Source organism: Nocardioides sp. YIM B13467 (genome assembly GCF_042788075.1).
GTDB lineage: Bacteria > Actinomycetota > Actinomycetes > Propionibacteriales > Nocardioidaceae > Nocardioides.
Genome location: NZ_JBHZPJ010000046.1, coordinates 1811968 through 1823763, shown reverse-complemented (window position 1 = coordinate 1823763; position 11796 = coordinate 1811968). Strand labels below are relative to the sequence as shown.

Below are 11796 nucleotides of genomic sequence, written 5' to 3'. Positions count from 1 at the left end.
GTGCGTGGCCGGGTTACTCGACCGTGTAGCCCATCGCCTTCGCCTGGCTGACCAGCTCGTCCCCGAAGGACGTCCAGGCCTGGTCGACATCGCCCCCTGAGGCGAGGGCGGCGGCCACGGTCTCGGTCCAAACCGCTCCGGTGTTGTAGAGCATGTAGGCGTGGCCGTCGACGACGTAGTCGTTGGCCTTCTTCATCGCCTCGAACGTGGTCTCGTTGTCCGCGAAGTAGTTGGCCTTGGCCTGCTTCTCCGCCCAGGCGTCCTGCACGGGACCGTACGCCGGTAGGCCCGTGGAGAGCTCGACCTGCCACCTCGGGTCGGTGGCGACGAACTCGGCGAAGGTCAGCGTGTTCTCGAGCTGCTTGCCCGTGATGTGGTTCGAGACGCCCCAGAGGCCACCGCCCTCGTTGCCGGTGGAGGGCTCGCTCTCACCGTCCCACGCGAGAGGTTCCACGGCGGTCATCTCACCGGCCGGGATCTTCCAGGTCTGGTTGAAGAGGTAGTCCCCCCACCACGCGGCACCGGGGCTCATGACCAGTTCCTTGCCGACCTTGGCCGCGTCCGGATCGAAGATGCCGACGGTCGAGAGTGCCTTGCCCTCCAGCATCGTGCCGATCAGATCCACCGCTCGGGTGCACTTGGCGTCCGAGGTGTCGATGTGGACCACGGTCTCGGACTGTCGGTCGTTGGTGGGACAGCCCGACCCCCACAGATAGCGGTCCGGGGCGTACGCGTCGCCGGTGAAGCCGCTGATCTTGCCCGGGTGCTCCTTGGCGATCTGGACGGCCAGATCGCCGTACTCCTCCCAGGTCGTCGGCACTTCGTAGTCGTTGGCGTCGAAGAAGGCCTTGTTGTACCAGAACACGTCGGGAGCCGCGTCGTTGCGCAGGCACCGGACCTGGCCGTCGATCTCGCAGGCGGCGTTGATCGAACCCTCGTAGCCGTCGAGCACGTCGGGCAGCTGGTCGGTCAGGTCGAGCGTGTAGTCGATCTGCGCACCGGAGGCCCAGGCGATGTCGTCGTTGGAGGGGAAGAAGATGGCGTCCGGCCAGCCCTGTCCGGCCTCGTTGAACTGGGCGAACTGCTGCTGGAGCGACTTGCCTCCGACGGTCCCGTCGATCTGGTTGATCTTGATGTCGATATCGGGATACGCCTTCTTGAAGGCGTTCGCGGCAGGCACTCGCGGCGGGTCGACCCAGACGGTGATCGCGCCGCCCGAGTCCGTCTTCTCGCCCGCGGCATCATCTCCTCCGCCGGAGCCGCAGGCACCCAGCGCCGAGGCTGTCAGCAGGGTCACGGCGGCCACCAGGGCCGCCCGGTGACGTGAACCGAGTGGATTTCGCTTCATGGACATGGCTCCTTCGACGATGTGTCCCGAGCGGGGTGCAGTGTGACGCAGGCCACTTGCTCAAACGTTAGAGCAGATCAATGGGAGTGGTCAATCGTTTGAGTGGATCTTCCTTCCGGGCAGGCAGGCGAGAGGCCTATGAACCGCCGATTCAGGGCGCGCGAGACCCACCGCCCAGCCGCGGAGTGCGCTTCCGTCCGAGTTCTCAGACGGCTTGGCGCGGTGGCGCCGTGGACTCCCGCACGATGAGCTCCGGGGCGGGGTCGGTGATCATCTCGTCGGCCATCTCACCGGTCTCGATGCGACGGACCACGCTGCGTACGGCCGCGCGGCCCATGTCGTAGAACTGCATCTTGACCGCGGTCAGCGGTGGCCAGGTGTTCTCAGCGGTCCAGGAGTCGTGCACGGTGGCCACGGAGAGGTCCTCGGGGACACGGATCCCGTCGGCTCGGGCGGCTGCGAGGAGACCGATGGCGGCGTTGACGTTGGCGACCACGATTCCCGTGGGCCTCGGCTCCCGCTCCATCAGTCGCCGCAGGGCGGTGCGGCCGTTGTCGGCGGTGTAGCCGACCCGCGTCTCGTAGTCCTGACGGACCGGCAGCCCGGCGCCGAGGAGGGCCTCCTTGTAGCCCACCCGCCGCCGCTTCGCCGTGAACGACCGGGGAAGGCCGTTGGCGAAGGCGATCCTCTCGTGGCCGAGGTCGATCAGGTGCTGGGTGGCGATCCGGGCACCGGTGCGGTCGTCGAGAGCGACCGAGCCGACGTGTCCCGGGTAGGTGGAGTTGATCAGCACGATCGGAGCGCCCGAGGCCAACAGCTCCCCCATCCCCGCCGGGGCGACACCATCGCCCACCTGGATGACCATGCCGTCCACGCGTCCCTCACCGATGAGCCGGGCGATCATCTCGCCTCCGGGACGTACGTCGTCGGCGCGGCCGAGCAACAGGGTGTAGCCCCTCGCCGCAGCCTCGTCCTCGGCGCCGTGCATGAGCTCGGTGAACAGGGCGTTGGTCAGGTCGGGCACCACCAGACCGACCACCTGGGTACGCGCCGACTTCAGCGCGCGACCGGCGAAGTTGGGACGGTAGTGCAGGTCCTTGGCCGCCTGCACGATCCGCTCACGGGTCGCCTCGCTCACCCGGGCCGACGGCGCGTCGCTGAGCACCCGCGAGACAGCGGAGATCGAGACACCGGCAAGGGCTGCGACATCGCCGAGGGTGGCCATGGGCCGCAGCCTAGCTCTGCCCTGCAGCGGCGGCTTGGGACTGGGCGACTCCGGCGTGGCAGGAGCCGGTTGGCCGTCACCGGCCATGCGGGTCACCCCCGATCGGGTCGGCTCCGTGGCGCAGGATGCCGTGCTCACCGAGCCGGGGTGCGCCCCGACGATGGCGGAGGATCTCGCCGTCGACGCGGATGGGGCTGCGCGTGGTCTTCAGGGTCACGGGTGTGCCGTCCGGTTCCAGGGCCGAGCGCTCGACCTCTTGGGTCATCTCGAGCGCGGCGAACTCCGGTGAGGCGAGCAACTCCTCGAGAGTGAGCACCGGAGCCAGCCACCCGCTCGACCCGTCCTGGGCAGGCAGCGCGTCCAACCAGGCGGCCGTGGTGTCGCCTCCCAGAGCTGCGGCGATCAGGTCGTTCACCCGGTCGGGGTGCGTCTCCCAGGCTCCGGTGGCTGCGATCCGGGCCAGCTCGGCGTCGCCCAGCGTGGCCGCGAGTCGGTCGAGAGGCGCTCCGGACAGCGCGACGTAGCCGTCCTTGGTGGCGAAGATCCCGGTCGGGGTCCAGGCGGACATCGGACGAGGCGAGCCCGCCAGATCCTCGCCCTCGGGTCGCGTCAGAAGCGTCGCCTGCAGGTCCAGCATGCCCTCGAGCAGGCTGGTCTCCACGAGCCCGCCCCGGCCGGTCCTGGCCCGGCGTACGAGCAGTGCGGTCACGCCTTCGGCGAGGTGGCAGCTCATCAGGTGGTCGGCGAGGGAGAGCCCGACCGTCATCGGCCGGTCCGCGCCGGCGAGCCACGTCGCCCCTGACACCGCCTGAGCCAGCAGGTCCTGGCCGGGTCGGCTCGCCCAGGGGCCGGTGTCGCCGTAGCCCGAGGCGCTCGCATAGACGAGCCCCGGGTTGAGCTCGCGCACGCTCGCGTAGTCGAGGCCGATGCGCTCCATGACCCCGGGCCGAAAGTTCTCGATGAGGACGTCGGCGCGAGCGACGAGGTCCTTCACCCGAGCCAGGTCAGCCGGGTCCTTGAGGTCGGCGACGACCGCCTCCTTGTTGCGGTTCATCGCATGGAACGAGAGCGTGTCCCCCGCCGCCGAGCGACCTGCGAACGCGAGCGTCCGACCGATCTCGCCGGTGTGCGGCCGCTCGACCTTGATCACCCGCGCACCCAGGTCGGCCAGCCGAAGCGCTGCGACCGGACCCGCCAGGAACTGGCTGAAGTCCAGGACCACGGTCCCGGCGAGAGGCAGATCCTCCGGTTGCATCGCCACTCCCCCATCGCGCGATCAATCGTTTGCGCAATAGTACGGCTCCGCCCGCTCGGAGAGCAAGCAACGTCGAGGCGTCGCCTGCGCCGGCCGAGCTGGCAGGGCGCTGCCGACTCGGCCGACTCGGCTGACCTCTCGGCCGACGCGGCTGACGCCTCGGCTGGGGTCAGGCGCGCAGCGCGCCGTCCACGCGACGCGGCGTGCCGGTGTGTCCGTCGCGCAGCTCCTCGGGCAACAGCTCCTGCGGCGCGTCCTGCCACACCATCGGGCGCAGGAACCGGCGCACGGCGGTGACGCCGACCGAGGTGTGCAGGGTGTTGGTCGACGGCCACGGTCCGCCGTGGTGCTGCGCCCACGAGACACGTACGCCGGTGGGGAAGCCGTTGAAGACCAGACGGCCGGCGATCGGGGCGACCGCCTCGACGAGTCGCCGGGTCAGCGCGGATTCGTCGGGCTCGGAGTGGACGGACGCGGTGAGCGATCCGGGCACCTGCCTCAACGCGGTGACGAGGTCGGCCTCGTCGGCGTACCTCACCACGACAGCGGCGGGGCCGAAGCACTCCTCGAGGACCTCCTGCAGTCCCGCCGAGCCGGTCACCAGGAGTCCCGCGGCGGCCCACGCGGGCTCGTTCTGGTCCTGCGCCGTCACGGCGACGGTGACGCCGGGCGCCGACCCGAGGCGACCGAGGATCTCGCGGTAGGAGCTGGCGATGCCGACGTTGAGCAGCGGCTGCGCGACCGACTCGGCAAGGATGGCCGCCAGCTCCTCGACCAGCACGTCGCCGGCCTCCCCTGCCGGCACGAACACCAGTCCCGGCTTGGTGCACAGCTGCCCGGCCGACCCGGTGATCGACGCGGCGAGACCCTCGGCGATGGCTGCCCCGCGAGCCGCCGCGGCACCGGGGGTGACCACGAGCGGGTTGAGGCTGCCGAGCTCGCCATAGAACGGGATCGGCTCGGGGCGCGCGTTGACCAGATCGAGCAACGCCCGGCCTCCGGCCGGCGAGCCCGTGAAGCCGACCGCCTTGATGAGCGGGTGGACGACCAGGTCGGCCCCGGCCTGGCGACCGTGAACCAGGCCGACCGTCCGAGGCGGCAGCCCGAGGTCCTCGACCGCGGCACGCAGCGCGTCGAAGGCGAGCTGGGAGGTCAGCGGGTGCGACTCGTGCGCCTTGACCACGACCGGACACCCGGCCGCGACCGCGGAGGCGGTGTCGCCGCCCGGAACCGAGAAGGCGAGCGGGAAGTTGCTGGCTCCGAAGACCGCGACCGGGCCGAGCGGCACGAGCATGCGGCGTACGTCGGGGGCCGGCCCGAGCGGAGTCTGGCCGGCGTGGTCGATCGCGGCCTCGAGGAAGCTGCCCTCCCGGACGGCCGCGGCGAAGAGGCGCAGCTGGAAGGTGGTCCGGCCGACCTCACCCTCGAGGCGGGGCCGGGACAGCCCGGTCTCCGACATCGCGGTCTCGACGAGCCGGGCGCGGCTCTCCTCGAGCCGGTCGGCCATCGCTTCGAGCAGGCGGGCACGCCCTTCGCGACCCAGCGATGTCAGCGCCGGTACGGCGAGATGCGCCTCCGTGACGACCCGGTCGACCTCCTCGGTGCTGGTGGCTCGCAGACCGGTCGGGGTCTCCTCGCCGGTGGCGGGGTTTCGGGACGACAGGACGGTCACAGCAGGTTCCTTCCGGCGAGGTTGCGCATCAGGTCTGCGACGCCGAAGTCCCACGGCGCGCACTCCTCGCTCGGCCTGACGCGGTTGACGAGGGTGCCGAGCTCGGGCGCGGAGATCCGGACGACGTCGCCCGAGTGGTGGGTGAACCCCATGCCGGGCTCGTCCCGGTCGTCGGACGGCGCGAACATGGTGCCGAGCAGCAGCACGGCCCCGTCGGGGTACTGGTGGTGTGGGCCGACCAGCTGGCGCACCAGATCCGCGGGGTCGCGGCTGATCGCGCGCATCGACGAGGTGCCCACCATCTCGAAGTCGTCCTCGCCGCGCACCTCGAGCGAGACGGTCATCGCGCGCACGTGGTCGAGAGTGAAGCCGTCGTCGAAGAGCCGTACGAACGGGCCGATGGCACAGGCGGCGTTGTTGTCCTTCGCCTTCGGCAGCAGGAGCGCCGAGCGGCCCTCGACGTCACGCAGGTTGACGTCGTTGCCGAGGGTGGCGCCGACGATCCGGCCGTCGGAGGCGACGACCAGCGCCACCTCGGGCTCGGGGTTGTTCCAGCGCGAGGCAGCCAGCACCCCGACCTCGGTGGCGGTGCCGACCGCGGACAGCGGCTGGGCCTTGGTGAAGATCTCGGCGTCGGGTCCGATGCCGACCTCGAGGTACTGGCTCCACATGCCGCGCTCGCGCAGCACCTCCTTGAGCCGCTGCGCCTCCGGGGAGCCGGGGACCAGCTCGTCGAGCCCGCCGCCGATCGCCGCGGTGATCTCGGCACGCACCTTGGCCGCGGCGTCGGCCTCACCGCGAGCGCGCTCCTCGATGAGCCGCTCCAGCATCGAGACCACGAAGGTCACCCCGGCGGCCTTGACCGCCTGCAGGTCGACCGGCGCGAGCAGCCAGGGACGCGCGTCGTCGCGGCCCTCCGGCGGCGTGTTGGCGAGCAGGTCGGCCACCGTGGCCAGCGGCTCGCCGGGCACACCGGCCAGCGCGGCGACGGGGTCGGTCTGCTCGCAGAGGTCGCGCGCCGTCGCGAACGTGCCGCTCACGTCGTATGCCGTGCCATCACGCACCACGACGACGCTCGGTCCTCCTGCCTGCGGGTCCCAGACACGCCCCACGAGCGTCGGGGCGGCGCCATCGGTGGGCAGGGTGGCGGCCACGTCGGGCGCCCAGTCGGTGGTGACGGTCATCGGTGGTCCTCCGGTCAGGTTCGGACGAATCGGGGTGCGCGCTTCTCGGCGAACGCCGCGCGGCCCTCGGCGGCGTCTGCGGTCGCGAAGCAGACTGTCTGGATGTCGCGCTCGTAGGTGACCGCCTGCTCCAGGGGCATGTTGGCGGCGGCGGCCAGGTTGGCCTTGGCGGTCTCGACGGCGATGGGCGCGCGGCTCGCGATGGTCTCGGCGAGCTCGAGGGCGCGCGGCAGGAGGGCGTCGGGCTCGAGCACCTCGCTGACCAGGCCCCAGGCGAGCGCCTGCTGCGCGTCGATCGGATCGCCGGTCATCAGCATCACCGCCGCGTTGCTGGGGCCGATCGAGCGGGCAAGCAGCGCCGACATCCCGCCGCCGCCGATCCAGCCGAGCTTCACCTCGGCGGCGGCGAGCCTCGCGGTGGTCGAGGCCAGCCGGATGTCGCAGATCAGCGCGGTCTCCAGCCCGCCACCCAGGGCGTACCCGTTGACGGCGGCGATGATCGGCTTGCGCAGCACCTTGAGCGAGTCGCAGTAGTCCTCCCGGTTGCGGAAGGCCCACGGGCTGGCGTACTTGTCGAGCTCGGCGATGTCCGAGCCCGCACAGAAGGCGCGGTCCCCGGCGCCGGTGAGCACCACGACCCGAATCTCGTCGGTGTCGTTGCACCAGCGCGCCAGCGCGACGAGCGCATCCGACATCTCCTGGGTGACGGCGTTGAGCTTGGCGGGCCGGTTGAGGGTGATCACGCCGACGTGGCCGTGTTGCTCGAACAGCACCTCCGGGCAGGTCGACTCAGGTGCGGTCATGGGGCAGCTCCTTCCGGGTTCGTGCGGCCGAGGGCGGCCAGGTGGCGGTCGTCGATCCGAGACAGGGCGGCGGCGGTGCTGATCGAGCCGGACAGGGCCTCGCGCACGACCTCGGCGGCCTCGGTCTGGAACGTCACGTAGCCCGGGTGGCGGGGCCGGACCCACGCCCGCTCGAGCGTCTCCAGGGTGCCGCGGTAGAAGTCGCCCACCGGCTCGTTCACCGCCGACGAGGTCCACGCGGCGCGTGCGGACGGCTGGCCGGCGTGAGCCGGGATGAAGTCCTGCTGCACCGGCGCTGACATGAGGTGGCGTACGTGGTCGAGCAGCTCAGGCGTGACCTCGCACCGTGTCGTGAGGGCCAGTCCGGTCCCGCCGAGGGTCGAGCCGGGCCGCGTACCGGGTGCCAGCGTGGGCGCGTCGGTGAAACGCACCGGACGGTGGAGCGTTGTGTCGGCGTAGGTGACATACCCGTAGACGAGCGGCACATGGGCGATCGTGTCACCCTCGGTCATCTCGGCGAGCAGACCGATCGGGTCGAGGCCCAGGGTGTGGCGCGGCGCCCGCGCGGCCAGGTCGGCCATCAGCTCGAGGGCCTGCCGTCCGACCTCGTCGGAGACGAAGCGATGAGCGCCACCTGGCTCCTCTCCCAGTGCGACGCAGACCGAGGCGAAGGTCAGGAGCGCGTGCGGGCCCGCGACCGAGAGCGCGACCGGCGCCCGCCGGGACAGCGCGACGACCTCCGCCCACAGCCGCGGCACGACAGCCACGAGGTCCACGCGCGTCGCGGCGACCTGGGTCGCGGCGTCGAGAGGCACCGCCCACAGCCGTCCGTCCATGACGTACGACGCCAGGCTGGGACCCACGGCTGCCTCCGCCCACGCCGCCACCTGCTCGTGACCGACGAGGTCGTCGAACGACTGCAGACAGCCGTGTGCGAGGGCGTCGCCGAGGTGGGGATGGTCGAGAACGACGAGGTCGTAGTCGGCGGCGATCTCCTCGACAGGGGTGGACTCGAAGCCGCTGAGCGGGTGAACGTCCCAGGTCAGGTCCAGGCCGCTCGTCTCGGCTGCCGCGACCAGAGCATCCCGGCCGCGCGGGTGATCCCAGGTCAGGCCGCGCAGGGTCGGCAGGGTCATCGCACCGGCTGCTCGGGACGGGTCTCGGCGACCACGCCGTCGGCCGTCAGCGCCGCGATCTCCTCGCCGCTGAAGCCGGCCTCTGCGAGCAGCTCGCCGGTGTGCTCCCCGACCAGGGGAGCGCCCCGCTCGATCGTGGCCGGGGTGCGGGAGAAGGCGTACGGGAATCCGGGGGTCGTGACCCGGCCCTCGGTGGGATGGTCGTACTCGACGAAGGTCCCGTTGTGCTTGATCTGCGGATCCTCGACCAGGGCCGCGTAGTCCTGGACCGGGCCGCACCAGATGCCGGCCGCGCCGAGAGCGGCGAGCCACTCGGCCGTCGTACGCAGCACCAGCCTGTCCGCGGTGCGGCGGTGGACCTCGTCCCGATGGGTCCAGCCGTGCACCTCCGAGCTCATCTCGGCGAACGAGGGCTCGTCGATGACCTTCCCCAGCGTCGGCAGGTCGGGCATGGCGAGGGCGAGGAAGCCGTCCGCCGTCTTGAAGGTGCCGTAGGGCGCCCGGATGTAGACGTGCGCGTGCGGCTCCGCGCTGCGCTGCTGGGGCACCTTGCCGGCCACGAACACCGACAGCTCCTGCATCTGCAAGGTGGTGATCGCGTCCAGCATGTTCACCTTCACCAGCTGCCCCTCGCCCGTACGCTCGCGGTGGAGCAGCGCCGCCAGGACCGCCTCGAACGCGGTGGAGGCGGTGACCGCGTCGACGAGGTACTGCCCCGCCGGCTGCGGCGGCTCGCCGTGGCGACCGGTCGAGAGCATCGCGCCGCTGCGGGCCTGAAGCAGCAGGTCCTGCCCGGGCTGGTCGACGTCGGGGCCGTCCTCGCCGTAGCCGGACATCGAGACGTAGACCAGGCGCGGGTTGATCGCCGAGAGCGTCGCGTAGTCGACGCCGAGCCGTTCGGCCACACCTGGGCGGTAGTTCTGGAGGAACACATCGGCCGTCTCGACCATCCGCAGCAGCACCTGCTTGCCGGCGTCGGCCTTGAGGTCGACGGCCAGCGAGCGCTTGTTGCGGTTGAGGGAGAGGAAGGAGACGTTGATCTGGTTGCCCTGCGCGCCACCGGCCGCGGCGTGGCGCTGCCACTCGCCGGTGACCGGCTCGACCTTGACGACGTCGGCTCCCAGGTCGCCCAGCCGTTGAGCGGCGAACGGGCCGGCCATGGCGATCGAGCAGTCGAGGACGCGGTAGCCCTCGAGGATGCGGGGTGTGGTGGTCATCGGTTCGGGACTTCCTTGCCTGGGTGGGTTGGCGGGTCAGTCGGGCTGGTCGCCGAGCGCGCGGATCGCGGCGCGGGAATCCCGGACGTCCTCCGCGCCGTCGAGCACGCGGATCGTGGTGGTGTAGCTGCGCGTGTCGCCGTGCTCGAGCCAGGTCATCGATCCGTCCTCACGGGCGGCGGCGTCGCCGGCGACCGCATGCGTCGACGGCTCCAGCCCGATGGCGTACTGGCCGCTTCGGAGGTTCTGCCACTCGAAGAAGTGGGGCATCGTGGCGGAGTCCCACGAGACCTCCACGCCGAGGGTCTCGTCGCCGCGGACGAGTGCGACCCGATGCCGACCGTCGCCCTCGGCGACGAGGGTGTGCTCGTGGACCTGCTCGACGAATCGCGGCTGCGGCTCGGGGAGGGTGCGGTAGGAGACGCCCTGCTCGGCGACCGAGTCCGAGCACCACGGGGTCTCGCTGATCGCCGCGACGAGCTCGGTGCCCGCATCGACCAGTGGCCAGCCGAAGTTGAGGTGGTAGAGGAACATGTGCGGCGTCGGGTCGAAGCCGAGGTTGTCGACGACGTCGTGGAGGCGGATCTCGAGCCCGTCGAAGTCGGCCTCGATCGTGCGGGTCAGGCGCAGGTGCTCACCGAAGGACGTCGCCTGGACGACCTCGCCTCGCACCCGCAGCACACAACGGTCGCCGTCCCACACTTCCCTAGCCTCGAGCAGCCGGCCGGGGATCGCGGTGAGCCGACCGTGCAGGCCGTGGTTGACCGTCTGCTTGGGCGGATAGTTGTACGCCGTCGCGTCCACGTCGCCGCCGAAGAGGGTGTGGTCGAGGCCGCCGGAGACCAGCAGGCCGTCGAGGGCGCGCAGCCAGGACAGCCCGCCCTCGTCGTGGTGCTCGTGCAGGCCCGGATGGCGGAAGCCGTTGCCGCTGCGCCAGCCGAAGGGGACGCCCCGCAGCCTGGCCGCGCCGAGGTCGAGCGCCCGGTCGACCAGCACCTCGAGCTCGAGCCCGGCCGAGGTGCGCAGCTGCACCGCACGTACGCCGCGCTCGGAACCGTTGTCGAGGACGACCTGGCGTACTCCTGCGACGGACTCGGTGTCGCCGGTGCGCTCGCGCAGCTCCCGCGGCGTGAGTCGGTGTCCGAAGATGTCGAGCTTGTTGTCGAGATCGCTCATTGCATGTTCCATCCGCCGTCGACGTTCAGGGTCTGCCCGGTCATGAAGGACGCGTCGGGCCCGACCAGGAAGGCGACCACCGCCGCCAGCTCGGCGGGCCGCCCGCGCCGTTTGAGGGACTGGTGGTCCAGCACGTGGGCCGTGTAGGCCTCGGGATCCTCGTGGATCTCCTCGGCCTTGGTCGGGAAGGCACCCGGGGCGACCGCGTTCACGCGGATGCCCTGCGGGCCGAGCTCACGCGCGAGCGCACGGGTCAGCGCCACCGCCGCTCCCTTGGTCGAGACATAGCTGGCGAGCTTGTCCCAGCCTCCGGAGAAGGTGATCGAGCCGATGTTGACGATCGAGCCGCTCCCCCGCGGCGCCATCAGCCGGGCCGCTGCCTGGGCGGCGACGAAGTAGGCCCGCTGGTTGACCGCCACCACGTCGTCGTACTCGCTGACCGGGATGTCCAGGAACGGCGTGGCCGGATAGATCGCCGCGTTGTTGAGCAGCACCTCGAGCGGCCCCAGCTCCCGCTCGGCCATCTCCAGGGCGGCGACCACCGCATCGGCGTCGCGGACGTCCACGGGCAGGGTGGCCTGCCGGGCTCCCGTCGCCTCGACCTCGGCGGCCGTGGTGGTCAGTGCCTCCCCCGCCAGGTCGAGAAGGGCGAGGGAGAAGCCCTCCTGCGCGAGGCGTACGGCACTGGCTCGGCCGAGCGAGCCACCCGCTCCGGTCACCACGGCACAACCGCGGGTCGGGGTCTGGGACGTCATCTGGCTGGTCCTTTCGTGTGGGGCA

The 11796-nt window shown here is 71.3% G+C and carries 10 protein-coding genes; all 10 read right to left on the bottom strand.

The window, feature by feature from the left end:
- Positions 1-13 precede the first annotated feature (13 nt).
- Positions 14-1348, bottom strand: a complete 1335-nt coding sequence (locus tag ACFX43_RS15820; RefSeq protein ID WP_378828453.1) for an ABC transporter substrate-binding protein — start codon at positions 1346-1348, stop codon at positions 14-16.
- A 205-nt stretch (positions 1349-1553) separates the two neighbouring features.
- Positions 1554-2573: a LacI family DNA-binding transcriptional regulator gene (locus tag ACFX43_RS15815; RefSeq protein ID WP_378828437.1), complete on the bottom strand. Its 1020-nt coding sequence runs from the start codon at positions 2571-2573 to the stop codon at positions 1554-1556.
- Positions 2574-2649: 76 nt separating this feature from the next.
- The gene (locus ACFX43_RS15810; protein WP_378828424.1) at positions 2650-3828 is read right to left on the bottom strand and encodes a CaiB/BaiF CoA transferase family protein; all 1179 of its coding nucleotides are present in this window, start codon (positions 3826-3828) and stop codon (positions 2650-2652) included.
- Positions 3829-3997: 169 nt separating this feature from the next.
- Positions 3998-5500, bottom strand: a complete 1503-nt coding sequence (locus tag ACFX43_RS15805; RefSeq protein WP_378828412.1) for an aldehyde dehydrogenase (NADP(+)) — start codon at positions 5498-5500, stop codon at positions 3998-4000.
- The gene (locus ACFX43_RS15800; protein WP_378828395.1) at positions 5497-6684 is read right to left on the bottom strand and encodes a fumarylacetoacetate hydrolase family protein; all 1188 of its coding nucleotides are present in this window, start codon (positions 6682-6684) and stop codon (positions 5497-5499) included. Before ACFX43_RS15800 ends, ACFX43_RS15805 begins: the two co-directional genes overlap by 4 nt.
- Positions 6685-6698: 14 nt before the next feature.
- Positions 6699-7487 carry an enoyl-CoA hydratase/isomerase family protein gene (locus ACFX43_RS15795; RefSeq protein ID WP_378828390.1) on the bottom strand — a complete coding sequence of 263 codons (789 nt, stop codon included), beginning with the start codon at positions 7485-7487 and terminating at the stop codon, positions 6699-6701.
- Positions 7484-8623 carry a hypothetical protein gene (locus tag ACFX43_RS15790; RefSeq protein ID WP_378828380.1) on the bottom strand — a complete coding sequence of 380 codons (1140 nt, stop codon included), beginning with the start codon at positions 8621-8623 and terminating at the stop codon, positions 7484-7486. Before ACFX43_RS15790 ends, ACFX43_RS15795 begins: the two co-directional genes overlap by 4 nt.
- On the bottom strand, positions 8620-9840 hold the full coding sequence (locus tag ACFX43_RS15785) for a CaiB/BaiF CoA transferase family protein (protein ID WP_378828374.1): 1221 nt from the start codon (positions 9838-9840) through the stop codon (positions 8620-8622). Before ACFX43_RS15785 ends, ACFX43_RS15790 begins: the two co-directional genes overlap by 4 nt.
- A gap of 36 nt (positions 9841-9876) precedes the next feature.
- Complete coding sequence (locus ACFX43_RS15780) at positions 9877-11016, bottom strand: aldose 1-epimerase family protein (protein ID WP_378828365.1); 1140 nt, start codon at positions 11014-11016, stop codon at positions 9877-9879.
- A complete protein-coding gene (locus ACFX43_RS15775) occupies positions 11013-11771 on the bottom strand; it encodes an SDR family NAD(P)-dependent oxidoreductase (protein ID WP_378828358.1) in 759 nt (252 codons plus the stop codon). Before ACFX43_RS15775 ends, ACFX43_RS15780 begins: the two co-directional genes overlap by 4 nt.
- Between the last annotated feature and the right edge of the window lie 25 nt (positions 11772-11796).

Bases quoted from the DNA above. Each gene is read 5' to 3' on its own strand.
- ACFX43_RS15785 (WP_378828374.1), bottom strand. From the start codon at position 9,840: ATGACCACCACACCCCGCATCCTCGAGGGCTACCGCGTCCTCGACTGC.
- ACFX43_RS15790 (WP_378828380.1), bottom strand. From the start codon at position 8,623: ATGACCCTGCCGACCCTGCGCGGCCTGACCTGGGATCACCCGCGCGGC.
- ACFX43_RS15775 (WP_378828358.1), bottom strand. From the start codon at position 11,771: ATGACGTCCCAGACCCCGACCCGCGGTTGTGCCGTGGTGACCGGAGCG.
- ACFX43_RS15820 (WP_378828453.1), bottom strand. From the start codon at position 1,348: ATGAAGCGAAATCCACTCGGTTCACGTCACCGGGCGGCCCTGGTGGCC.
- ACFX43_RS15795 (WP_378828390.1), bottom strand. From the start codon at position 7,487: ATGACCGCACCTGAGTCGACCTGCCCGGAGGTGCTGTTCGAGCAACAC.
- ACFX43_RS15810 (WP_378828424.1), bottom strand. From the start codon at position 3,828: ATGCAACCGGAGGATCTGCCTCTCGCCGGGACCGTGGTCCTGGACTTC.
- ACFX43_RS15815 (WP_378828437.1), bottom strand. From the start codon at position 2,573: ATGGCCACCCTCGGCGATGTCGCAGCCCTTGCCGGTGTCTCGATCTCC.
- ACFX43_RS15800 (WP_378828395.1), bottom strand. From the start codon at position 6,684: ATGACCGTCACCACCGACTGGGCGCCCGACGTGGCCGCCACCCTGCCC.
- ACFX43_RS15780 (WP_378828365.1), bottom strand. From the start codon at position 11,016: ATGAGCGATCTCGACAACAAGCTCGACATCTTCGGACACCGACTCACG.